This is a genomic window from Bradyrhizobium sp. AZCC 2262 (assembly GCF_036924535.1).
Taxonomy (GTDB): domain Bacteria; phylum Pseudomonadota; class Alphaproteobacteria; order Rhizobiales; family Xanthobacteraceae; genus Bradyrhizobium.
The window spans coordinates 5452238-5476256 of sequence record NZ_JAZHRT010000001.1 but is presented as its reverse complement, the minus strand read 5'-3'; the positions used below and the strand labels follow the sequence as shown (position 1 = coordinate 5476256).

14 protein-coding genes and 2 pseudogenes are annotated in these 24019 nt (G+C 58.7%); 10 read left to right on the top strand and 6 right to left on the bottom strand.

Features of this window, described 5'->3' with window-relative positions; genetic code table 11:
- Positions 1-142 precede the first annotated feature (142 nt).
- The 5 genes from V1283_RS25780 to V1283_RS25760 all read left to right on the top strand — a co-directional run bounded on the left by V1283_RS25780 (position 143) and on the right by V1283_RS25760 (position 7872).
- Positions 143-1275 (top strand): IS3 family transposase gene (locus tag V1283_RS25780; RefSeq protein WP_334389338.1). Its coding sequence is split into 2 segments (ribosomal slippage): positions 143-398 and positions 398-1275, totalling 1134 coding nucleotides; the frame shifts between segments, so codons are not numbered across the junction.
- 1124 nt (positions 1276-2399) lie between these two features.
- Positions 2400-5087: a GAF domain-containing protein gene (locus V1283_RS25775; RefSeq protein ID WP_334389336.1), complete on the top strand. Its 2688-nt coding sequence runs from the start codon at positions 2400-2402 to the stop codon at positions 5085-5087.
- Positions 5077-5832, top strand: coding sequence for a hypothetical protein (locus V1283_RS25770; RefSeq protein ID WP_334389335.1), 756 nt, complete (start codon positions 5077-5079; stop codon positions 5830-5832). The genes V1283_RS25775 and V1283_RS25770 overlap by 11 nt, the downstream gene beginning before the upstream one ends.
- Positions 5762-6568: a CHAT domain-containing protein gene (locus V1283_RS25765; protein ID WP_334389334.1), complete on the top strand. Its 807-nt coding sequence runs from the start codon at positions 5762-5764 to the stop codon at positions 6566-6568. Before V1283_RS25770 ends, V1283_RS25765 begins: the two co-directional genes overlap by 71 nt.
- Positions 6569-6579: 11 nt before the next feature.
- On the top strand, positions 6580-7872 hold the full coding sequence (locus V1283_RS25760; protein ID WP_334389333.1) for a hypothetical protein: 1293 nt from the start codon (positions 6580-6582) through the stop codon (positions 7870-7872).
- Positions 7873-8426: 554 nt separating this feature from the next.
- Here the strand turns inward: V1283_RS25760 and istB are convergent.
- Both istB and istA read right to left on the bottom strand, forming a co-directional pair.
- On the bottom strand, positions 8427-9290 hold the full coding sequence (istB, locus tag V1283_RS25755; protein WP_334387784.1) for an IS21-like element helper ATPase IstB: 864 nt from the start codon (positions 9288-9290) through the stop codon (positions 8427-8429).
- Between the two features lie 8 nt (positions 9291-9298).
- A pseudogene (istA, locus tag V1283_RS25750) lies at positions 9299-10761 on the bottom strand (IS21 family transposase); the annotation flags it as partial.
- A 229-nt stretch (positions 10762-10990) separates the two neighbouring features.
- On the opposite strand from istA, the gene V1283_RS25745 reads away from it, so the two are divergent.
- Complete coding sequence (locus tag V1283_RS25745; protein ID WP_334389331.1) at positions 10991-12013, top strand: branched-chain amino acid ABC transporter substrate-binding protein; 1023 nt, start codon at positions 10991-10993, stop codon at positions 12011-12013.
- Between the two features lie 366 nt (positions 12014-12379).
- Here the strand turns inward: V1283_RS25745 and V1283_RS25740 are convergent, their stop codons facing one another.
- Positions 12380-14044: a recombinase family protein gene (locus V1283_RS25740; protein WP_334389330.1), complete on the bottom strand. Its 1665-nt coding sequence runs from the start codon at positions 14042-14044 to the stop codon at positions 12380-12382.
- Between the two features lie 115 nt (positions 14045-14159).
- Here V1283_RS25740 and V1283_RS25735 point away from each other — a divergent pair, with 115 nt between their 5' ends.
- From V1283_RS25735 to V1283_RS25720, 4 genes are all read left to right on the top strand, one after another.
- Positions 14160-14513, top strand: a complete 354-nt coding sequence (locus V1283_RS25735) for a hypothetical protein (protein WP_334389329.1) — start codon at positions 14160-14162, stop codon at positions 14511-14513.
- 285 nt (positions 14514-14798) lie between these two features.
- Positions 14799-15257 carry a TIGR03668 family PPOX class F420-dependent oxidoreductase gene (locus V1283_RS25730; protein ID WP_334389328.1) on the top strand — a complete coding sequence of 153 codons (459 nt, stop codon included), beginning with the start codon at positions 14799-14801 and terminating at the stop codon, positions 15255-15257.
- 67 nt (positions 15258-15324) lie between these two features.
- Positions 15325-16167: an LLM class F420-dependent oxidoreductase gene (locus V1283_RS25725; RefSeq protein WP_334389327.1), complete on the top strand. Its 843-nt coding sequence runs from the start codon at positions 15325-15327 to the stop codon at positions 16165-16167.
- 579 nt (positions 16168-16746) lie between these two features.
- Positions 16747-19956, top strand: a complete 3210-nt coding sequence (locus tag V1283_RS25720) for a heparin lyase I family protein (protein WP_334389326.1) — start codon at positions 16747-16749, stop codon at positions 19954-19956.
- Between the two features lie 545 nt (positions 19957-20501).
- Here V1283_RS25720 and V1283_RS25715 read toward each other — a convergent pair.
- The 3 genes and pseudogenes from V1283_RS25715 to V1283_RS25705 all read right to left on the bottom strand — a co-directional run bounded on the left by V1283_RS25715 (position 20502) and on the right by V1283_RS25705 (position 23828).
- Positions 20502-21359, bottom strand: coding sequence for an SDR family oxidoreductase (locus V1283_RS25715; RefSeq protein ID WP_334389325.1), 858 nt, complete (start codon positions 21357-21359; stop codon positions 20502-20504).
- A 71-nt stretch (positions 21360-21430) separates the two neighbouring features.
- Complete coding sequence (locus tag V1283_RS25710; RefSeq protein ID WP_334389324.1) at positions 21431-23029, bottom strand: FAD-dependent oxidoreductase; 1599 nt, start codon at positions 23027-23029, stop codon at positions 21431-21433.
- Between the two features lie 79 nt (positions 23030-23108).
- Positions 23109-23828, bottom strand: a pseudogene (locus tag V1283_RS25705) (DUF72 domain-containing protein).
- Between the last annotated feature and the right edge of the window lie 191 nt (positions 23829-24019).

Genomic DNA, 24019 nt, shown 5'->3' with positions numbered 1-24019 from the left:
GGGTCTGCTGAGTAGGAAGATTTCGGAACGGATCAACCTGCAATCTGATAAGATTAGAGCCGGTTCCGGAAATCTGAACGGGACGATAAGTGGAGTTTCTGCCTGACGGCGGGCACGATAGGCCTGCGAATCAGGAGAGACCATGAGCAGACGAGCCCGCCGGAATCACTCAGCGGCCTTCAAGGCGAAGGTGGCGCTGGCAGCCATCAAGGGCGACCGGACGATAGCCCAACTGGCTGAGCATTTCGACGTTCACCCCAATCAGATTACGGCGTGGAAATCGCAGCTTGAGGGCAATGCTTCGGAGGTTTTCGGACCTGGGGGCGGGCCGCCGGCAGCACCTGCAGTCGATGTGAAGTCGCTGCATGCCAAGATCGGGGAGCTGACGCTGGAGAACGATTTTTTAGAAGGAGCGCTCACCAAGGCGGGATTGCTGAGCGCAAAGCGATGATCGACCGTGGACATGATCTGTCGATCACCAAGCAGGCGGAAGTTTTGAAGATCAGCCGCGGCAGTGTTTATTATCTGCCGCGTCCGGTGTTGTCCGCCGACCTCGCGATCATGCGGCATCTGGATCGGCTGCACCTGGAGTATCCCTTCGCCGGTTCGCGTATGTTGCGAGGCCTGCTGGCTTTGCAGGGGTGCAAGATCGGCCGCCGTCATGTGAAGACGCTGATGCGGCGGATGGGGATAGAGGCGCTCTATCGCCGTCCGCGCACCACCAAGCCCGAACCGGGGCACAAGATCCATCCGTATCTGCTGCGCGGTCTGGCGATCGAGCGGGCCAACCAGGTGTGGGCGATGGACATCACGTACATCCCGATGGCACACGGCTTCGTTTATCTCGCCGTGGTGCTCGACTGGTTCAGCCGCCGTGTGCTGTCATGCCGTGTATCGATTACCATGGAGGCGGCGTTCTGCGTCGAGACGCTGGAGGATGCGATGGCCCGTCACGGCAAGCCGGACATCTTCAACACCGATCAGGGCTCGCAGTTCACCGGCGCGGCGTTCACCGGCTTGCTCGCCAGCAATGGTATCGCGATCAGCATGGACGGCAAAGGGGCTTGGCGGGACAATGTGTTCGTCGAACGGCTATGGCGCAGCGTCAAATACGAGGAGGTCTATCTGCGGGCCTACGAAACCGTCGGCGAGGCGCGACATTCGATCGGCCGGTATCTCGATTTTTACAACGGCCGACGTCCTCATTCGAGTCTTGACGACATGACCCCGGATCAAGCCTACTTCAACCTTCCGCCGCTCCGCGCGGCGGCCTAACCCCGGCAGAGGCTCCACTTATCGACGCGGAGAATCTGTTCAGACAACCGGAACCGGCTCTATTTCATGAAATTAGAGTTCGGTCGGCGCACTGATAAGCAAAGAGTAGAAATGTAGTCAGCTGGTCAGTTTGCTGACCTGATAAGGCTTGGTCGCAAATGGAGTCGGTTGTCCAACTGATAAGGTAATTACACAAACGGAGTCAGTTGGCTGACTGATAAGGTTTCATACGAAAGCTTATCAGTTGACGGGTTTGGATGTGCGGGCGAGGCGAGCAGATAGCCCGAGCAATTCGTAGTTGAATGCGAACCGTTTTACAGTGCTTCAGCGGCCTACGCATCGGTGCGGCGGATGAAGAGATTGGCAGGCGGTAACAAGCGGGGTCATCTCCCGACCAGCGGATCGGATGTGATCTCAGTCTCCCTGCCTCCTTGGAATTGCTGGACCAAGCCAGCGCCGCCCGTTGACGGTCTCCACTCTGTGAAGATTGGCGCTGGCTCGCTCCGCTTGCTGGCCGACTAGATCGCCATAGGCGTGTTAGTCGATCCAGTTCAGCAGCGCGACGAATTCGTCACGGAAGTAGTTGCGGTGCGTTGGATCAAAAAGAACTCTGATTGGTGTGCGCGTGAATAGGGGTTGAGCCATTAGAAACTCGTGAGCTACGAGAAGTCGCATTGCAAACGGTGATGGAATGGCGGCACGTGAGGCGACAATCGCTAGGGCGATACTAGTCCTATCGCAACCGGAGCGAGCGTATTTCGCGTTGCCTCGCTGATTTCCGCCTCTCAATCGTGGTCATTCCCCATCGAATGTGAACTCCCTCACATTACGTGTATTCCAAACGCGATATTATTAGAGATAGTAAGAAGAAATCTTGTGACGAGCCAAACGAAACGTTCAGAAGGGGCAGACCAAGGGAGTGATAGGCAGACGGGCTAGCGTGTTGTTCTTCTACAGCTGGTGTCTCGATTCTGCTGGCGATCGATTTTACGCCGCTCGATCCGCAAAATAATGGCTCGACGCAGCAGCGCGCCAAGTTCAGGCGGATCGGGCTCGTCTCCGTAGGTATTCTACTAGGTGCTCAACTTGTAATGGATCGTATGTTGAGTTGAAAGGCATTGTAGATGCCGGAGTTAATGGTCCAGGGCGATATTGCTGCCGAAGACCTTCTGTCTTCGCCGCTGCCGTGCCTTCTCGTTAATGACGACGGCATTATCTTGGACGCGAGTCTGGCCGCGAAACGCCTCTGCGTCTCGGCCGTGAACCGACCGCTGTCGGAAACATTCGGAATTTCCCGAGAAGCTTTAGCAGAACACCTGGCAACCCAAGGACAACGCGTTCTTGTCGGGGAAAGCGTCGACATAAGAGAACGGACTAATCATGTTCTCGCTCAAGCAATCGGAGTGCTCGAACGGTCGGCGACGCTGGTCGTGCTCACAGACCTTAAGCCGTCGCGCCAAGCGGAAGAACAACGATTCAATCTTACACCCTATCCCGTTCTGCGGCTGTCATTTGATGGGCGCGTGCTATTTGCCAATGAGGCAGCACAAAGTGCGCTTGGGGCAAACATAATAGACCGACTACTGCCGGATATATTTCCGGTGAGTGAGCGAGTCGGTTTAGTTAGCGAGTTTGCGACCGATCCTCGTGAAAGTTCGGAACGCGTCTTGCCAGCGCCGGACGCGCTGCAAAGTTCCCAGGGAGTTACGAAGGCGCGGCTGTTTCTGATGCCCGATTTTGGTCCCGGCGAATATATCATAGGACGAATCGCGGTGATCTCATGGGACCGTTACGAAAAATACCGCGATGCTCTCAGCAATGCAGTCAATCAGGGCCATGGGTGGGAGCGTGATTTTCGTGGGATGCTGGATGCGCTCCGCGAGGCCGTGCCCCATGATCGCGCCATCTTCGGCGCGTTCGCTGAAGATGGCACACGCTTTCGCTCAATGCTTGTCCATCCCCAGCCAGAAACGCCATGGCCTCACCGTTGGGTTAACGTTCCACCCGAGCGTCGGGCAAAGGTTGCCGAAGGGCCATACATCGATAACAACTGGAACGAGGCGATAAGAGGGTTTCCCGAGCTTTTGGAAGATCCCACCGTGCGACGCAGCGTCGACGACGGGATAGCTGGAGTACTTGTGCTGCCCATAGGCGCGCACGGTATCCCGGACGGAGTTCTCACGCTCTGTAGCCGCAGCAATGCTGCGTTCGATGACGAGACGCTGTTCCTACTTAGCTCATTGCGCATAGAATCCTACGTGGCCACGCTGCAGCGAGCGGCTGATCGCGAGCGCAATGCGGCGATAAGGCGAATTGGTGATGAAATCATCAAGGCACAAAATGCCGGTGATGCCGCCGATTTGCTGCTGAAGCGCCTGGTAACTCAATTCCAGTGGGATCATGCAGCGATTTTTTTTGCGGACATTGCCGACAAGCGCACGTTGTTGGCGCGCCAGTACCCTAACTTGAGTGAATCCGGCTCGCTGCACGAATTGGCCGTCACGCCGGGATACTCGCAGCCTCTGGACCCGGATCTCCCGGAGGAATCCGGAATGTTGGGAGCGGCTTTTTTCGCGGGCGAGCCGCTCGTAATCGAGGATACCGAGGCGCTCGGCCCCGACGGTAAACCGCTCTTCCACTATCGAACCCCGGAGGGTTGCAAGCCTCGACGTTCTGCAATGACTGTGCCGGTTCGGGTGAATGGCGAGATTCGTTGGCTGCTTGATATTGAATCACTGACCACCCGTGCGTTCGGCAACGAAGACAAGCGCGTGGTCGAAAGAATTGCCCGCCATCTCGAGCAGAGGGTGGCTTTGCTGAGCGAGCGGATCTGGAGCGTGGCACTATTAAATGCCACCGAACAGGGCACGATCATGGCGGACCGTGGGGGCCGGATTCTGCGCACTAACCGAAGGGCAGAAGAATTGCTGCGACTGAAAGGTCCGCGCGCCGGATGGGGCAGGATTGGCGATTACGGTGCCGATACGCAGAGCCGAAATGTTCTCGCAAGTCACGCGATCGTCGAGCGGCAACCGCTTCGAGTTTGTGGGCTGGAAGGAGGAGTCGGGAATGCCGTTCTGGCCTCCAGGCGAGATTTGGATTCCGATACAGGTGACTCGGTTTGGCTTTTCACCGATCTACGCGTCGATGAGTGGCAGCATGATTCACACTTCATTGAAAGCACCATCCGCGAAGTGGCCCGGCAAGCGCGCGGGCCTTTAATGTTGGCGGCTTCCTTCATCAAGCGAATAGCTGAAGGGGCGGTTGACAGCGACTTGGCATTGCGTGCCGTGGAGGAACTAAAAAAGGCCGACTTGACCTATGAGCGGATCGCCGAATCCGTCGAGGCTCGTAAAACGCCGCTGCGCGACCGCTGTCCTCTGCAGCTGAACGCGCTGCTTTCCGATTTATATGAGGCTCTGCCTAAGTGGGACGCTGACAGGATCAAGCTAGTTCTGCCACGCGAGCCCATGTTTATATCGGGTGACGGCGGCCGCATCGAACTAGCGCTTCGCGCCATTGTCGCATTTTTTCTCGCCAAGGCCCAGTATCATGGGGTCGACGGAAAGATTATCGATGTTGCGCTGCTTCAGCGGGCGGGAGCGGCGGTGATCAAATTCTCATTTCCGCACGCCGAAAACTCCGGCTCTCGTTTGAATAAGCCGAGCGGGCAACCAGGCGCACCGTTGCAGACGGCAACTATCATTATCACCGCTCATAAAGGACGAATTGTCGGAGCAGAGCTGGACTCGGGCACGCCGCGCATGGAGATCCGCCTGCCGCTAGTTTCGGAGGTCGATCATGGCTCTTAATCCGAAAATCAGTGGGGATCACGAAATTCTCGTGATCAGCGGTGACAGCACGATACCTAAGCTTCTGCAGAGTGAAATCGAGCGTTTGAACACCCGATTGCCGCTGGTAAATCCGCGCATCAGGATATCTCTCAACCTCAAGGATGCCCATGTCCAGATAGGCGAAGTTCGGCCAACCTTGATAGTCTTGGATCCGGAAACGCCACCAAGTGACGGAATGCAGTCGTTGCGTGAGATACCAGCACTGCTTGAGCGAATTGGCGCGGGGGCCCCCATACTCGTTGCCTTACCACGCTCGGATAGTGGTTGGGCGCGCGAAACGATTCTTCGTTCCGACCTTTTGGTCTGGAATTGGGACAACACAGACTCCAAATTGGAGGATCTTCTTCCGTTGCTTCTCGATCCGTCCAAAAAAAGGCGGCTGCGGGCTGTCATCCGGCTGTGCCAACCCGAACCGGTCTGCGATATCAAGATCGGAGACGCTAGTCTCTTTCAGAACCTGCGGCTGAGCGTCAAGGCAGGCTATCGGCGAAATTGGCGCGAAGATGAGCTGCAACATCTGTTCGATATGGAAAACCGAACAACAGCGTGGACCAGTCTCGCAGAAAAGGGATATTTTCTATTCAGTGCGATTTTTGAGGAATTCGGCGGCGCGTTGGTAGACGCGAGAGATCATGGCACCGCCCGTCGACCTCCGGTTCGAAATCGATCCAGACGAAACCAGTTTGTTCGCAATGCCAATTGAGCTTCTCAATCGGGAAGGGACATGGCAGGGCTTTTTCTGCCGGATAACGGCCATGGCGCGGCGGGTGAAGCCTCGCAAGGCCCATGAACACCGGAACGCCGCGGATCGACCGGTTCTGCTCTTCGTGGACGCGTCGGCGACGCGAGGGGCCATGCAGGTAATCGGCCTGAACGGTGAATTGGAGAGCCGATCCTTCCGCGATTTGTCCAGTGCCGTGGCCGCAGAACAAGACGAACTTGAAAGGCTCACGAAGTTCTGCTCGCTTGAAGTGTTGAAACCCGCAGCGGAGACCAGTCTGAAAGACGCCCTGCGGAATCGGTTATCCGACACTTCCAAGCCGCCCCCGGAAATAATCCATTTCACTGGCCACGCCATATCGCCGACAGTCGGCAGCACCGAACTTATCTTTCCCAGCAGCCGCCTCGGCGAGGTCGAACGACTCTCCGTTGAGGTTTTGGCGACCTGGCTTCCCGAGGAGGTCCAACTGGTCGTTCTGTCTGCTTGCCAGGGAATTTCCGTGGATACGGCCCGGTTTCTGCACGCCGCCAAGGGCATCGCCGTGCTTGGCTTCCGGTGCGAGGTTCAGGCAAAGGCAGCGGCCGAGTTTATGATAAATTTCTACAAGGAACGCCTGAAGCAACGCGAGTCCGTCGCTGACGCATATAAGAACGCCTGCTTCATGGGCAACGTCGCCAATTCTGCGTGGGCTGCGGCAGTATTGCTTGATCATGATTGACGGAGAAAAACATGTGGCGTGCCATTCAGCCGATCGTTGACTCCCTCAGTGCAGAATTCCGCGGCCGGCCTAATCTGCGCCAGATCTATGCGCCGATCGTCTCGGAGAGGTCTGAACCGGGGCTTGCCGGAGAAAAATTCGTCGCGGGCAAGAGTTATTTCAGTGTACGCTTAATTGAACTCCGGCTCGCGACGGCAGGCCGCTATCTGATCGAATTCTTGCCGATGTGTACCTGCGTCTTAAGCTTCCAGCAAGCTTCGGACAAGCGAACTATCCCCTTCATCGCTGGGGTGGAGATGATCCGCGGACTGGTCGGTCCGAACGCGCCACCGGACGCTGCCAAGCGGATCGCGTTCGCAAATCTTATTGTCGCCAAAAGCGTGCCAGTACCCGGCTCCGATGTGACAATGTATCTGTCGCTTTGCCGGTTCAAGGACAGCCATCTGGTACGCGGACTACTGGACCTCGCCGCAAAAACGGCTACGGCAGTTGGCGGCCCGGTTGTCGGACCCATGGCAACGGCAGCAAACAGTTTTGCCTCCGGGTTGATGAATATCTTTTCGATTGATGGAGTTGAAACCCGGTTTGGGCGTCTTGACGGAAACGCGATCGCGACTAGTGGCTATCGTCTGCTGGCCGGCTCGGCAGACCCTTCGCTCGACCCTCAGGAGCTGCGCGTGCAAGACGGTCAGCTCATCCGCCGTGCCGCCGGAAAAGATGTTCCGATAGACGACGTCGACTACCTTGTGGTGGCCTTCGAACATCGGTCGACCCTGATAGACGACACCTTCTCGCTCGTAGAGGCACTGCCTTTTCACGCGCATTGGCTGGCCGTCATCGACAAAATTGCGCGTGCCAAAGGCGCTCCTGACGCCGCTGAAGCCGAGATGATTGAACTTCGAGCGGCCGTACTGCAATCGGCGGAGCTGACAGAAACGGATCGGCTACCGATGCTGCAGCTCTACGATGTAAAGCGGGAACAATGGGAAGCGCAATTCAAGCCAAACAGAGAAAAGAAAAGTGGAGAAATAGGATTGCAGGCTGCACTGGCCCGGCGTGTGGAAATCGAGCGCAACAGTGGTAAGGACGCCGCCCCCCTGCTCGAGGCGGCGAGCGCAGCCATCGCCGATGTGCTGCTTTCGGGAGAAGATAATGTTCACGCGGATAGACGGCCTGACGGCAAGAGTATGGCAATAACGTTCAACGAGATCGTAAAAAGACAAAGGAAGGAGCTAGCCGCAGCTAGTCGCGAACAGCTTTCGGCAACAGCGCGCGCGTATGTGGCGGCCGTCGCACGACGCTAGCTCAGATGTTTGACAGTTAGGGCGCATCTTTAAGAAGGTGTCCTTCACGCCGATTAGCCTTTGCAGCCTCAGCTATCACCAACGTTCGAAGCCGCCGTTGGTCTACACTGATAGAAGGTAGCGGCCATGGTCGCCAGGGCGCCGACTTTGGCCAAATCAGTTGAGCATGTCCGTGTTTTTCGAAACTAGGTTTGGAAACCGTGGCACTTGGTGGGCTGTCGCACCACCACTGCTCAGCTACGGCTCAGTAGCATACAAGCGATGCCGGCCCGCAGTCCGGGGTCCCATGCAGTTTACCTTTTGCCGATAGACGGCTTGAGCAGGCGTCTGAATTTCCTGGCCGTGAATGTGTGCCATCTGGTCGAGATCGCGCATCCCGAAAGAGCGGACCGCACAGAGCGCACGAGATCGCGCGCAGCCAGGCGGCATTGGCGGCCGCACGGTTGGCGAATCTGCCCAACAGCGCATTGCGGTGATTGCGACTGCAGCGCCAATAGCGGTTCTGGCGTATCCAGTGTTTCGGTTTGTGCGAGCTCTATGTCACGTCGCCGTTGTCAATCGGCTTGCAAATTTGACCCCTCATCGGCGTCCAATTTTGACCCCTTTGCGCGGCGGGGTTTGCTGGTAGCGCTCGTCTCGTCGGAGCTGGCCGGGATAGCGGAGGCGAGACGAGCGCGGGTGGCGTGATCGTCGTCTCGGCTTTTGAACCGCCAGCTATCGTTGCCGGTCTCGACGATGTCGCAGTGATGGGTCAACCGGTCGAGCAGCGCGGTGGTCATCTTGGCGTCGCCGAACACGGTCGGCCATTCGCCGAATGCGAGATTGGTGGTCACGATGACGGAGGCGCGCTCATAGAGCCGGCTGACGAGGTGGAAGAGAAGCTGGCCACCGGACTGGGCGAAGGGCAAATAGCCGAGTTCATCCAGCACGATGAAGTCCATCCGGGTCAGATGCTCGGCGAGCCGTCCTTGCCGTCCGTTGCGGGTCTCGGTCTCGAGGCGATTGACGAGGTCGACTACGTTGAAGAAGCGACCGCGGGCACCGGATCGGATGCAGCTTCTTGCGATGGCAATGGCCAGGTGGGTCTTGCCGGTGCCGGTGCCGCCGACCAGCACGACGTTGCGTTGTTGGGCGATGAAGCCGCCGCCAGCGAGATCATTGACGAGAGTCTGATTGATCGGCGTGCCTTCGAACTGGAAGTCGGCGATGTCCTTGGCAAGGGGCAGCTTGGCAATGGTGAGCTGGTACTTGATCGAGCGGGCCTGCTTCTCGTTGATCTCGGCGGAGAGCAGGTCGCCGACAATGCGCTGAGGTTCGTGCTGGCGCTTGACGGCAGTTGCCATGATCTCGTCGAAGGCAGCCTTCATGCCGTAGAGTTTGAGTTCGCCCATGAGGTCGAAGATTTGGGTTCGTTCCATCAGATGGTCCTCCGGAGGTTGTCGTAGCGGGCACAATCGGCGATCGGCGCATGGCGGAGCGTCAGTGCGGCCGGCGTCATGATGTTGGCCGGTGGGGTGGGTTCGCGTTGACGAGCCAGGATGTTGAGCACGACATCGGCGGAATGGACGCCATGACCGAGGGCTTCGGCACAGGCGGCTTCCACCGCAGGCAGACCGTCAGTCAGCACCGCGTTGAGGATGTCGACCATCTGCCGGTTGCCGTCATCGGTGCTGGCGAGCCTGCGCCGGATCCGCTCGATCGCGGCCGGCAGCACCCAGTCCTTGAACGGAGCGCCGTTGCGCAAGGCGCCGGGTTTGCGGGCGAGCACCGGCACATAGTGCCAGGGGTCGTAGACAGTCTCGCCGCGGCCAAAGGATCGCGGGTGCTCGGCAACGATGCGGCCATCCTGACGGATCACGATGCGATCGGCATAGGCTTGAACCTCGACCGGTCGTCCGACTGCGCTGGCTGCGTTGTCGAAGCGCACCAGGTAGGTCTTCGAGACCGATGCCGTCACCGCATGGAAGCCGTCGAAGCGGCCGGCATAGGGAACGAGTTTGGGGCGTTCGGCTTCGAACACTTCCAGACCAGCTCCGGATGGCGATGCGCCTTGGCGTAGGCGATGCATTTGTCGAGCAGCCAGGCGTTTAACTCGTCGAGGTTTTTGAACCGCAGCCGCGGCGTGAAGAAGCGTTCCCTGACCAGCCCGACCTGGTTCTCGACCTGCCCCTTCTCCCAGCCTGACGCTGGCGTGCAGGCGACCGGATCGACCAGATAGTGACTGCACATCTGCAGGAAGCGGCGATTGTAGAGACGGCCTTTGCCGACGAAGATCGTCTCTACGGCGGTCTTCATGTTGTTGTAGATGCCGCGGGTGCAGGTGCCTTTGAACAGGGCGAACGCCCGGTCGTGGGCGTCGAACACCATCTCCTGCGTCTCCCGTGGATAGGCCCGCACGAACAGCATGCGGCTGTGACAGAGCCGGACATGGGCGGCCTTCACCATCACCGTGGTGCCGCTCAGCAAGACCACCTCGTGGCTCCAGTCGAACTGGTAGGCTTCGCCTGGGGCAAAGCTCAGCGGGACATAAGCGGCCGCGGTCGATTGCCCGCGTTCTTTGCTCCACCGTCTGGCGTAACGCCGCACCGCATCGTAACCGCCGTCATAGCCGCGGCCGCGCAGCTCTTCGAAGATCCGGATCAACGTCAGCTGTTCACGAGCCGATTTAGCCGCGTTCGCCGCCAGCAATCCGTCAAGCTCTACTGCCCATCGTCCCAGCTTTGGCCGCGGCTGCACCTGCCGCTCGTACTCGAAGGAGGTCTCTCCCGACCTCAGCACCTTCCGAACCGTGTTCCGCGACACCTTCAGGTCACGGGCGATCTCCTTGATCGTCTTGCCCTTGATGAAGTGCTCGCGCCGGATCCGGGCAATCGTCTCCACGATCAGCATCCCCCACCACCTGCTTCGTTCCAAAGCAGGCAGCGCAACAGATCAATCTGTAGGGGGTCAATTTTGGACGCCGATCCCCCGGCTTAGGGGGTCAATATTGCAGGCCGAATGACAGCCGTCTTCGCCGATTGATAAGCTTTTCGTACAAATGGAGTCAGTTCGCCAACTGATAAGCGAAGAAGCGAAACGGAGTCAGTTGGCGGACTGATAAGGAAATTCGTCTTACCGCTTGACGGACGCCGCGAGCAACAATGGATGGCGCAACGTTTTCCTGATGGCCGGGAGCACTCAGACGCAGGGCTTCGCTGCGGGTACCTACCTGACGCGACGTTACAAAGGAAACGGTATCGCACTGATTTCCGACAAATCCGCGTACGGATCCGGTTTGGCTGATGGATTCAAACTGGCGCTCAAGGACCGGAGCGCCTCCCCGAAATACGAAACTGCGCTTACAGGTAACGTCGTCGACGTCTCCCCTACCGTCGAGCAGCTGATAGCCAGTAAGCCCTCGGCGGTCTATCTCGCCATGACGCCAGCCAACGCGGCGGCTCTCGTCAAGCGGGCGAAGGAAAGCGGTCTCGATACGACATTCGTCTCAGGCAGCGCCGTCGCCCGTCGGGAGTTTTACGATATTGCGGGCTCGGCCAGTGAAGGCGTCGTCGGTACTTCGTTGCCTGACGCTCGATCATCGGCGATGGCTGCAGAAGCGGTCGCTCGCTTGGGCTCGCGAGGCTACGCCGCCGACGGCTATACTCTTTACGCTTATGCGGCCATCCAGGTGATGGCGCAAACCATCGATCAAGCGCGCTCCGAACGCTTCGAAGTGATCGAACCGGTACTACGACGTCAATCCTTTTCGACGGCAGTCGGTAAGGTGAAGTTCGACGCTACCGGTGATAGAGATGTGTCGGAAGTCGCCTTCACGCAATGGCAAAATGGAGTCACTACGCCTTTCAACACGACGGACTACTGGAACGTCATCCGAGATACGATGGCGATTAATTCCACCTTCGCGTCTGGATCAAAGCGTCCGGTTCTGATCGATAGCAGCGACGTGCCAATCATAGAAGCCAAAGCGCTCCAGGGAGTCTACCACCACCGATCCTTATCGTATGCGCGGTTTCGGTTCGCGGTGCCGTCGTGGGCCGACTGGATTAGGCAGAAAAAGAGCGTGATCGCAAACAACAAGCCAAAGCCATCCAGCCCTGTCCTGATTTCAGGCCTGATCTTCGCGCGGAGTCGCTTCAGATGATTCATGAGATTGACCCCTCGGGATCGGCGCATGATCGGGCGTTGGCGTATTTCAGTGATAGCTGCTCCCTATCAAGGTTGGAAGTTCGGCGTGCGCTGTGTCGATTCTTTTCCGTTGCGTTGTCGGGCAAATCAGTGGTCTAAGGCCAAACTACCGCTAGGCTCTTGTGATTTCCCTCTCAAGCCCCTAAGGGCGGCTCCCATTCCCATCCCCTAGACTTGCACAGCGGCGCGCAATCCGATCGCGTGGCCGAAGGAGATCCCATGTCCGACCGATCTTCCGAGCTTGTCGAGATTTCGAAGCTCAACGGCGATTTCAAAAGAAACTACGGCAAGCTGATCGGCGCTTTTCTCTATCTACGATCCGTCAGTGCCGCGCGTGGTCGTTCTTGGTTTTGGGCCGGCTTAATTTCGTTCGCTTGTTCTGCAGCATTGGCTTGGCTGGCGTGCCGTGGCTGGACGCAATCAATCTGGTTTTGATCTCTTTGATTAATTCGTCCACGGTCTCAACGCGAATCGCACTGTGGCGAACCAAGGAGGCGTCCGAAAGCGTCTGGTACCGCTTCGGATTGTCTGGCGCGGGAACGAGCAAATAGTCTTCAATCTCCTTGTTTACGTCGTTTAGTCGCAAGACCACGCGCAACTCCGCCGCGCCTGGCTTCGGTCGATGGGCTCGCCATTGAGCGGCACGGCTTGCGGACTTCTTTGCCATTTGGCGAACCACATGAAATGAGATCTTTCGTCTTCCATTCAGTGTCAGCCCCGGACTACCCACGGTGAGATCTACCCGGACGCCGAGGTCGCTCCTCAGCGTCTCAGCAACGCGCGCTGCGAGATTTAAGCGAACTTCGGACCAGTGAAGCCGCGAATCATACCAGGTACAGTCGCGGGGCGTTTCATAGCCTATGAGTGCATAAGCTTTCCGCATGGAACCAAAATGCTTGACGTACGAAGTGACGGAGGGGAGTCCGGGTGTATCGGTGATGATGCGGGAGTTGAGCTTTCCTTTGCGAGCGAGTGTCAGGCGTAGCCGGCGCAACATTTGGTCCTCTGGAATAACGATGTATCGCTCGGCCATGATTTTTTGGGCACGCGCGAAGAGTTCTTCGTCGACGATCGGGTCCAGCACAGACACACTTCGGATCCACAGGTGATGAGGATTGTTTACCAGCTTCTGTCCGAGGCGGCGGGATGTACGATTGTAGACGAGATTTCCGACATAGTTCTCGTTCTTGAGAATCGCCTGGATCATGATATCCGTCCAAGGACGGCCATGGTGGTTGGCGATGTTTGCCAAATTGAGCCGCCGTGCAATTTCAACGTTCGTTTTTCGCTCGAGAACAAATTGCTGAAATATCCACCTGATAATGGCAGCCTCTTCGTCAGACCCTAGCCGAAGCCGCACACGATCTGTTTTTAGAGCCTTGCACTCGCCCTTCGCTAGCTTACCTTTCGAGCGTTGTTTCTCATCGACCATTTCCCTGCGGAAGCCAAATGCGAGCGGGCCGCCGACGCGATAGCCGAGACTCGCTATCCGGCAGTGACCGGCGTGCACCTTCACCCCGAGCTCTCGGCTATACTCAGCCGCCATAACACGCTTTATGTTCTTGACGATGCTCGACAGGAGGCTTCCGTCGTTGTCGAATTGCTCAGCGCAATAGGCAACCTTGATGCCGCTTCGCCTACAGACAAACTCGTAATGCGCACTCTCGTCTACATCCTGAAAGCGTCCCCATCGGCTGACGTCGTAAACTAGGATGTGATCAAAGTCTGCGTGTCCTGATTGAACATCCTCGATCAGCTCGATCAGGCCCGGCCGCCTGTTGATCGTGAGACCGCTGCGCCCTTCGTCGACATAAGTCCGAACGATCGTGAGTTTTCGTTGCTGAGCGTATGCCGCGATGGCGGCGGCTTGGTTCTGTATCGAATAGCGCTGAAGCTCGGTCGACATTCGAACATATTGCGCAGCGCGGAGCGCCTTCTGGGCCCTTGCCAGTTGCGTAGTGCGGCGGATGACGAGCGCATTGACCATGGATCAACTAGCTCCGCCACCGTTTCATGATACCAAGCCGTTGATATCTATGCAATTCCTAGTTGATTTTACCGCAAGGCTGCGATTGGATAGACTTGGCCGGGGGACATTTCCAATGCGTGTTTTTGCGATTTTGGCTCTAACTGCAGCGCTGGTTGGATGCATGGAGACAACTAATCAGTCCTTCAAGGGACCGTCGGGCGCGACCGTCGAAACCGCGAAATGTAATCAATCATCCACGGCTTGCTTACAGAAAGCCGCACAAACATGCGGCGGTCCTTACTTAGTTCTAGATAGCGAAAGTCATGCAGGCGGCTTGCTGGCCGATACCGGTGCAGGCCCCTTCACCTGGTATTCAATGACCTATGAGTGTGGTCGGTCAGATGGAAAAATGCCGACCTTTGCTTTCAGGGGGCCACAATACGTCGAACCAGCCCGTATGAACGTCAACGTTCAAGTGCAGCGATAAAGCAAATGATCCGTGCGATCAGCAAGGAATGGAGCATACCAATCGATGCGTTGACAGCTCAGTATGAGTTAAGTCGCGCGTAGGCCTTGCACCGCAACAAAATTCGTCCCTATTCGCCACGTCGTTGCATCGGATGCGCTATCACCGGATTGATCGCGACCGCGGTTTCGAATCAAGCCGGCAGGCCTGCCGACGTTTGGTCGAACGCAGATTTCTGGCTGGCGAAGCCGAGCCAAGCCGTGCAGTATCAGCGCGATTGACAGTCATCGCGCGGCGGACCGTCACATGCTGTCACACCACGAACGCAGGTTCCTGTCGGCGCAACGGGTCGGGCATCTTGCCACGGCCGATGGCAGGGCCATTCCGCACGTCGTGCCAGTGTGTTTTACGATTTCGCAAGGCACCCTTTACATCACCATCGACGAGAAGCCGAAGCAAGTGGCTGGAGCAGCACTCAAGCGCGTCCGCAACATCGAGCGCAACCCGATGGTCGCCATCGTGGTTGATCGGTACGACGAAGACTGGACCCGGCTTGGCTGGGTGATGCTGCGTGGACGGGCCGAGATCCTGCGCGCCGGGACCGAGCACGATTACGCGCAGGAGCTGCTACGCTCCCGGTACCGCCAGTTGGCGGCGATGCAGATCGCCGATCGGCCCGTCATCGCGGTCCGCCTGGAGCGGGTGAAGAGCTGGGGCGACCTGTCCGTGGGCGCGGACGAGACCGACCATGATGGTCAAGCCTAGACGCTGTTGCGATCGTCACGTGCGGTCGCGTAGGCTGGAGCTTGGCCGCAACCGGGGAGTATGGGACATGCATGTCGGGCTTACGATGTTTCCGACGGATTACGCGATTCCACCGCACGACCTTGCGGTCGCGGCGGAGGCGCGAGGTTACGATTCATTGTGGTTGCCGGAGCACAGTCACATTCCCACCAGTCGCAAATCGCCGTGGCCGGGCGGCGCCGAGCTGCCGAAGTATTATTACGATGCCTACGATCCGTTCCTCTCGCTGGCCGCTGCCGCCGCGGTGACGAAAACCATCAAGCTTGCGACCGGGATCTGTCTTGTCGTCGAGCGCGATCCAATCCACACCGCCAAGGAGGTATCGACCGTCGACCAGCTTTCCTCGGGCCGGTTCATTTTTGGCGTTGGCGGGGGTTGGAACGAGGAGGAGATGGCCAGTCACGGCACTGCGTTTGCAACCCGCTTCAAGCTGATGGGTGAGCGGATCCAGGCGATGAAGCAAATCTGGACGCAGTCGACGGCGGCATTCGACGGCGAATTGGTCAAGTTCGAACCCATGATGCAGTGGCCCAAACCGGTTCAAAAACCTCACCCGCCCATCGTTGTTGGGGGCGCATTTCCCCACGCAGCAAAACGGGCGATCGCCTATGGCGACGGCTGGATTCCGATCGGCGGGCGTGCGCTGGATCCGCTTGAGGTGCTGCCGCAATTCCGACAAATGGCAAAGGACGCCGGCCGCGATCCCGCGTCGCTCTCCTTCAACGTCTTCGGGGCGCCCCGAGACCTGGAGGTGCTGAAACGCTACCGTGACGCCGGCGTTGATCGGGTCGTCCTGATGCTTCCGCCCAAGCCCCGAGACGAGATTTTGCCCATGCTGGATGAAAGCGCGACCCTCGTGACGGCGCTCTAAAGAGTCTGTGAGTCCATCACCTGACGGAACCAAAACGCTGGACTGCAGCGGCAGCCGTCCCCGCAATGAACTCTCGCCGTTGACCGCTTTTTCAATAAGCACGCCCAAACCTCGCGGCGCTTCTGGTAATTGCGCAAACAGTCAACGTCACCGCCGGGACGACACCGGAAGACAAATGAGATCGCGATCCTGCTGCTGGTGTCGCAAGGCTGGTTGATGGGCCGTATGTGCAGCACTGCGTCATTCCTCGCCGAATGTTTTTCTCTCAACGGTAATAGCTCTCAGGCTTTTCAGACAACTTGCGTTGAGAGGTTATCTCCATGTTTCGTCGACGCCGATACTTTGAGACCTGCATAGCGTGATCGGGTGAGCAACTTGCATCACACGTTACGCATCGGACGCCGTCAGATCGAGGTGAGTTCCAAGCCAAATTGCTAGAGGCGACTCGCCATAGTTTGGCCCGCACTCTCCTTTGTGTCGCCTTGCTTTGGTCAAAGCCGGCTAGTTAACCGGCCCCCTGTCATGCGCGTGAGATCGGCCCGCATTGGACAAGCGGCGGCGAAAATTGGGGAGCCTTAGATGGCCATTCAAAAGCCTACGATTAGCAACTTCTTTGCAGATAGCGGTACCCGGGGTGATGGTATCACCGACGCGAACGTGGTTACGGTGTGGGGGAGTGCGGATCCAAATACGACAGTGTCAATTTATGACGGATCGACCCTTCTAGGCACAGCCACGTCGAACAGCTCCGGTGCATGGGCGTTTGAGACACCAAAGCTCTCCGACAGCACCCATAGCTTGACTGCCACAGCGACTGATGCGTCGGGCGCCATCAGTGCGCCATCAAGCGCCTTGTCGGTCACCGTAATTCCGAGCGTTACGGACTTCAGGCCGGCCAGCAACAATTGGGCGAACCCGATTACGATCGACGGCCAGGGTTGGTTCGTCGAATCCGGCAATAAACCTTGGAGCCTTACCAATCCGGATGCGCACACCGTTCGCATGGAAGTGCGGCCCGGAGACCTGTGGGCCGATGACGAAACGGCTCGATCCGAAATCCTGACGGTCGACGAGGCGCTCGACCACCAGGTCTTCAACGCGGCTTACACGATGACTGTGGAGCCGGGGGCGGTGAATCCCGTCGATTGGCTATCGGTCGCCCAAATGCACGAGGAATCCGGCATCCCGTTCTCGATCTCGATCAAGGGCGACAAGCTGCAGGTGATTGTGAATATCAATGAGTCCTTTGAGCAGACCGTTTATGTAGATCCGAAATCCATTGTACGCGGCCAACCTTACGACATCCAAATTCAGGCCAATTTCTCCACCGATTCAACCGGTTTCCTAAAGATTTGGTCTAATGGCGTCCAAATCGTCGATTATCACGGCCAACTGGGGACCGAGACCGGCGGCCAGTATTTGAAGCTGGGGGTTTACGAAGGATATCCCGAAGGGGTGACGTCGCCGATAGCGGTCGACTACAGCAACATCGTACTCTCCTACAATAATTCGTCGTTTCCGACTCCTTCCACTTACGGTGGCTCAACGGGGCAGACCGGAGATACCACGGCGCCGACGGTTGCCTCGCTGGTTGCGTCCGGCACCGGCATCACGGCTGGCACAGGTAATCTCTCGACCGGCAACGTGGTGACGCTGACGCTCAATCTGAGCGAGGCGGTGACGGTTGCAGGCGGCACACCGACACTGACCCTCAACAACGGCGGCACCGCGACCTATACCAGCGGCTCCGGCAGCAAAGCGCTGACCTTCAGCTACACGGTCGGGGCGGGCCAGAACACCGCTGACCTCGCCGTGACAGCGATCAACAAAGGCACGGCGACCATCAAGGACAGCTCTGGCAACGCCGCCAATCTCGCCGGCGCGGTGGCCAACCCGGCCGGCACGCTGCAGATTGACACCGCGATCCCAGACACGACGCCCCCCACGGTTGCCTCGCTGGTTGCGTCCGGCACCGGCATCACGGCTGGCACAGGTAATCTCTCGACCGGCAACGTGGTGACGCTGACGCTCAATCTGAGCGAGGCGGTGACGGTTGCAGGCGGCACACCGACACTGACCCTCAACAACGGCGGCACCGCGACCTATACCGGCGGCTCCGGCAGCAAAGCGCTGACCTTCAGCTACACGGTCGGGGCGGGCCAGAACACCGCTGACCTCGCCGTGACAGCGATCAACAAAGGCACGGCGACCATCAAGGACAGCTCTGGCAACGCCGCCAATCTCGCCGGCGCGGTGGCCAACCCGGCCGGCACGCTGCAGATTGACACCGCGATCCCAGACACGACGCCCCCCACGGTTGCCTCGCTGGTTGCGTCCGGCACCGGCATCACGGCTGGCACAGGTAATCTCTCGACCGGCAACGTGGTGACGCTGACGCTCAATCTGAGCGAGGCGGTGACGGTTGCAGGCGGCACACCGACACTGACCCTCAACAACGGCGGCACCGCGACCTATACCGGCGGCTCCGGCAGCAAAGCGCTGACCTTCAGCTACACGGTCGGGGCGGGCCAGAACACCGCTGACCTCGCCGTGACAGCGATCAACAAAGGCACGGCGACCATCAAGGACAGCTCTGGCAACGCCGCCAATCTCACCGGCGCGATGGCGAACCCGGCCGGGACGTTGCGGATTGACACCGCGATCCCAGACACGACGCCGCCAACAAGAGTTGAGTCGTCCGGTTCGACAGCGCTGGATATCGTTGGCAACCATTACTTCCTGAATCCCGTTGGCGGCGGGACCGGCCCTCAACTGAAGTATAATGGCTCGCTCGTCACGGTGGGGCAGTACGCCGGTTGGACCTTTATCGGCGCGGAAAAGACCGCCAGCGGCTACGAGGTTGCGCTGAAGTCTACGCGTGGGAATCAGTACAAGGTTTGGAACACCGACAACAACGGCAACGTGATCGGCAATGCGGTCAGAGGCGTCGTGTCGGGCTCCAGTGCGGCGCTGCAAGGGATTGAGGCGAGTTTCCACCAGGATCTGAATGGCGATGGCACGATCGGTCCTGTCGCGATAAGAGTCGAATCATTTGGCGCAACCGCGCTGGATAAGGTCGCCAACCATTACTTCCTGAATCCCGTTGGCGGCGGAACTGGCCCTCAGCTGAAGTATGGTGGTCCCCTGACGGTCGGGCAGTACGCCGGCTGGACCTTTATCGGCGCGGAAAAGACCGCCAGCGGCTACGAGGTTGCGCTGAAGTCTACGCGTGGGAATCAGTACACGGTCTGGAACACCGACAACAACGGCAACGTGATCGGCAATGCAGTCGGAGGCGTCGTGTCGGGCTCCAGTTCGGCGCTGCGGGGGATCGAGGTGAGTTTCCACCAGGATCTGAATGGCGACGGCACGATCGGAAGCGGAAGCGCCGTCCCTGTGAAGAGCCTTTTGATCGGTCGTGGCGCAAGTGAGGAGAGCGACGTAGCCAAGCCGACCAGCAGCGCTCTCGCCAGCAACTATTCTTTGGCGAACTTCACTGCGTCGACTGATGACCATGGTGAGACAAATGTCGTCAACCCGCCGCCGCTAACCGACCAACCCGGCCGTTTGACATCGGAAAATTCGGGGACCGATCCCGCGCCCTCGCTTGCAGCCCTGGACCAGAGATTAGCACTGTGGACACAGCACATGGCTTCGGCATTTGCTTCTTCGGGCTGGGATAGCGCTGTCACCTCGTCACTTGGCGCCGGTGAACCGGGAGGCGCAGGCTTGCTCCCGCAATTGGCCCAGGCCGTTACAGACCGCCAGCATCCCGGAATCAATGGATAGATCCTCACGACCTGGGATGTCGGAAGATCAGGCGCGCGATAGGGTCCGACAACCGCTCTCGGAACCGCGTAGGCGGAGAAGGTTCGATCCCAGTTCCTCTCCCTCCGCCAGCTTGGCCTCAGCTGTCCATTCTCTGCGCCAGGACCTACAATTTCTCAATGAACATAAACGACGGCGTTGTGACGCATCCCAATCTGGTGAAGTTTAGGGGGCATGTCGGAAGATCAGGCGCGGTTCGCGCGTCGGTAACGGTCCACGACAAATACGCATCAGGTTCGGGAAAGTTGACGCGAGACTCAGGCGGCGGGACCTGGAGCGGCCGCGCAGAAGGTGGGCGCTGCTCGGGATATTGGACCGCGCAACGAAGCAACTAGGACGGCCTGTGTCGGCAATAAGCGTCTCGGCGTCTGGCGGCATTGGATAGATCAGAGCCGCGCCCTTATGGTCACTCATTTGTCCTTCTGTAAAAGGAAAGATAACCGGCCGGCCGGCGCCATCGCAAACCGCGTGTAGCATAGCTTAGCCGCGTTCTCTCCTTCGCGCGTCTACAGAAAGGGCTTGCCGCCGGTAACGGCGATGGTCGCGCCGGATACGTAGCTCGAAAGCGGATCGGCCAGCATGACGTAAGCCGTGGCCAGCTCGACCGGCTGGCCGGGGCGCTTCATCGGGACCTGTTTGCCGAAATTCTTTACAGACTCATCTGGCAAGGTCGAGGGAATGAGCGGTGTCCAGATCGGTCCCGGGGCGACCGCGTTGGCGCGAATGCCCTTTTCTGCCAACATCTGTGCTAGACCTGCTGTAAAATTATGAATCGCGCCCTTGGTCGTTGCATAGGCGAGCAGTGTCGGGTTAGGGACATCCGAATTGATCGAGGCGGTGTTGATAACGCAGCTACCCGGCTTCATGTGGCCGACCGCAGCCTTGGTGAGATAGAACATCGCGTGGATGTTCACTTTGAACGTCAGTTCCCATTCCTCGTCGCTGATCTCGTCGATTGACTTGAAGCTGGCCTGGCGGGCCGCGTTGTTGACGAGGATGTCGATCGCGCCCAGCTCCGATACAGCCTTCGCAACGACTGCACGGCACTGGCCCGGATCTTGGATGTCGCCGGGCAGCAGAACGGCCTTTCGGCCGGCTTCCTTCACCAAACGCTCGGTCTCCCGGGCGTCGTCGTGCTCGTCAAGATAGGAGATCAGAACGTCGGCACCCTCCCTGGCATAGGCGATGGCCACTGCTCGGCCGATTCCGCTATCACCACCGGTGATGATGGCCTTCTTGCCGTTGAGGCGGCCGCTGCCCTTGTAGGATTTCTCGCCGTGATCGGGCGCCGGTTTCATTGCGGCAGTCTTGCCGGGCATGCGCTGGTGCTGGCTCGGGAAGGGAGGACAGGGATAATGCAGCATTTTCGGTTCTCCAAGAGAGCACGGAGTGCTCGAACGTCGCCGGTGGTGTGTGCCGTAATGGTTGAGGCGATTCAGGTTTCCGAATGGAGTGCAGTCTGCCGTCCGCCGTCTTGATCTTCGCCGGCGTATTCCCCGGAGCGCGTCTTGATGTCCGCCTCGGCCAGAGGCCCGATGGCGGGGGCATTGAGCGGCGTGCCGTCGATGGCAAAATGAGATCCGTGACAGGGGCAATCCCAACACGTCTCGAAGGAATTCCAGTGCAGGTGGCAGCCCACATGCGTGCAGGCGGCAGAGCGCGCATATAGTTGGCCGGAAGGATCACGATAGGCGGCGATCTTGCTCATACCTTGCCGGATGACGGCGCCGTGTCCGGCTTTCAGATCGCTGACGTCACTCAACTCGCCGGGCGCGAGATACTCGGCAAAGTCCTTTACCGCGGTCATATTCTCCCTCAAGAAGTTGCTCATCCCGGCGAGCGTCTTGCGCGAGGGCTCATAAACTTCGGCCCATCTGGCCTCTCGTCCGAGAATCAGCGCCGAATTGATCATGGCGCCCACCACGCCGTGGGTCATACCCTGGCCGGAATCGCCGGTATGGACGTAGATATTATTGCTTCCCGGATTCCTGCCGATGAAGCCAGCGTAATCGATGGTGTCGAGGACCTGTCCCGACCAGCGATGGGTGACGTCTTTCACCGCTGGAATGAGATTGCGCGTCCAAGCTTCGAGAGCTTGAAAGCGTACATGGGCGTCGTCGGCTTCGCCGCTCTTGTGGTCGCCGCCGCCGACGATCAGAAAATCGGTGCGACCGTCGCCCGGCTGCAACCGTACATAATGGTAGGGGGCGAGCGTGTCCCAATACAGGGCGTCCGGGATTGCACCCTTCGGAATCGAAAAGGCCATCGCGTAGGTGCGATAGGGAGCCATTTTGGTGTGCAGGGCGAATCGATCGACGGTGGGAGAATTGGTGGCCACGATGGCTGCCCGAGCAGTTATAGTCCCGCCGCCGGCCGTGACGACAACCTTGCCGTCGTCACGCTCTTCGAAGCGTTCGACAACCGTGTCAGAGTGGAAGCTGCCGCCCTTTGCCTCGATAGCGGCGACAAGACCTTTAAGGTATTTGAGAGGATGAAAGGTGGCCTGGCGCGGATAGCGCAACACATGCTGCTGCTCGCAATGGGCAAGGGGGACACCGACCAGCCGATGAACGGGTGCACCGACCTTGCGGACCGCCTCCAGCTCGTCCTCGATGATCTTCGAGTCGGTGTTGAGCGCCTGAAACAGATAACCGTCGAGGCGACGAAAATCGCAGTCGACGGATTCCCGCTTCTGGATTTCCTCGATGCGATCCACCGCGGCCGCCTGACTCTCGTAGAACAGGCGGGACATTTCCTCACCCCGGAGGCTAATCATCGCAGATGTCAGGTCATCGCATAGCGGCGCCAGATGTGCGCTGGTGCGGGCCGTGATGCCGCCCGCGATCTTCCCACGATCGAGCACGACGACATGAGAGCCTTCGATGACCAGTTCATAGGCCGTGGAAATCCCGGCAATTCCCGCGCCCACGATGACGACATCGCATTCCCTGTCCCCTTGAAGCGCTGTAGCGCTCGGGGCCACCGCAACGTTCATCCAAAGTGATTTGCTACGCCGGTCGACGATATCGTCCATCGCGGAACCCGATTAATCGAATTGATCCTGTGGGATCAAACGGCCGATTGGGTGACTGGTTCCTGGGAGCACTGCGGCATCAGGCCTGACCCATCAGCTCACGCAAGAATCTGGCGTCGGCAGGTGCTGCGCTTTTCTGGTCGTTGTCGAAATAGACGAACACATCGCACCCCTGCTTCTTCCACGACCTGATGCGGCGTGCCCATTCCGAGAGGGTTCGCTGAGGATAGTGGGCCTTTGTAGCGGCCGGTGGGGCCGTGTCCGCGCACATAGACAAAGCGGGCGGTGCGCGCTTCCAGGGCGCGGGCGCGTCATGATGATCGGATATGCATAGCGCGATGTTTCGCGCCCGAAGCAGTCGCAATATCTCCGGTGCGTACCAGCTTGGATGCCGGAATTCGAAGCTATAGCGCCGTTTCTTCGGCAGCAGCTTCAAGAAAGACGCGAGCCGATCGGCGTCCACCTTAAAGTTCGTCGGCAACTGAAACAGAATCGGCCCCGCTTTGGAGCCGAGCAGTGACAGGCGATCCTCCAGCAGTTCGAGGCTGTTGACCGAGTTGCCTTAGAGCCGTTTCCAATGGGTGATGAATTTGGATGCCTTCCAGGCAAAGATGAACTGATGCCCGGTCTGATCCCGCCAGCTCTCCACGGCCTTTGACGTAGGCGTCCGGTAAAACACGCCATTGAGTTCGGTCGTCGAAAACTGGCTGCTGTAATTGTGGCGCAGGCCTTTGGGGAAAAATGGTCCGCGCCAGGAATCGTAGTGCCAGCCCGATGTACCGATCAGGACCCGCGCCATGAGGTCACGGCTTCACCATGCCGCTGCTTTCATCGTCGAGCTTCTCCGCATTGGTCGCTGAGAAGAAGATCGGGAAGGATGACTTGTTCCTATCGACCGGCGACGGCGAACGTAACCCAGCCGGCGGTTTGGCGAGTCCGCATTGCAAAATGGCTAAGTCCGGGTCCGCGAAGCGGCTCTGGCGACCTGGG

Excerpts from the sequence above, each read along its gene's own strand:
- V1283_RS25775 (WP_334389336.1), top strand. The coding sequence starts at position 2,400 with ATGCCGGAGTTAATGGTCCAGGGCGATATTGCTGCCGAAGACCTTCTG.
- V1283_RS25730 (WP_334389328.1), top strand. The coding sequence starts at position 14,799 with ATGCTGTCACACCACGAACGCAGGTTCCTGTCGGCGCAACGGGTCGGG.
- V1283_RS25710 (WP_334389324.1), bottom strand. The coding sequence starts at position 23,029 with ATGGACGATATCGTCGACCGGCGTAGCAAATCACTTTGGATGAACGTT.
- V1283_RS25765 (WP_334389334.1), top strand. The coding sequence starts at position 5,762 with ATGGCACCGCCCGTCGACCTCCGGTTCGAAATCGATCCAGACGAAACC.
- V1283_RS25740 (WP_334389330.1), bottom strand. The coding sequence starts at position 14,044 with ATGGTCAATGCGCTCGTCATCCGCCGCACTACGCAACTGGCAAGGGCC.
- V1283_RS25770 (WP_334389335.1), top strand. The coding sequence starts at position 5,077 with ATGGCTCTTAATCCGAAAATCAGTGGGGATCACGAAATTCTCGTGATC.
- V1283_RS25720 (WP_334389326.1), top strand. The coding sequence starts at position 16,747 with ATGGCCATTCAAAAGCCTACGATTAGCAACTTCTTTGCAGATAGCGGT.
- V1283_RS25735 (WP_334389329.1), top strand. The coding sequence starts at position 14,160 with ATGCGTGTTTTTGCGATTTTGGCTCTAACTGCAGCGCTGGTTGGATGC.
- V1283_RS25715 (WP_334389325.1), bottom strand. The coding sequence starts at position 21,359 with ATGCTGCATTATCCCTGTCCTCCCTTCCCGAGCCAGCACCAGCGCATG.
- istB (WP_334387784.1), bottom strand. The coding sequence starts at position 9,290 with ATGGAACGAACCCAAATCTTCGACCTCATGGGCGAACTCAAACTCTAC.
- V1283_RS25760 (WP_334389333.1), top strand. The coding sequence starts at position 6,580 with ATGTGGCGTGCCATTCAGCCGATCGTTGACTCCCTCAGTGCAGAATTC.
- V1283_RS25725 (WP_334389327.1), top strand. The coding sequence starts at position 15,325 with ATGCATGTCGGGCTTACGATGTTTCCGACGGATTACGCGATTCCACCG.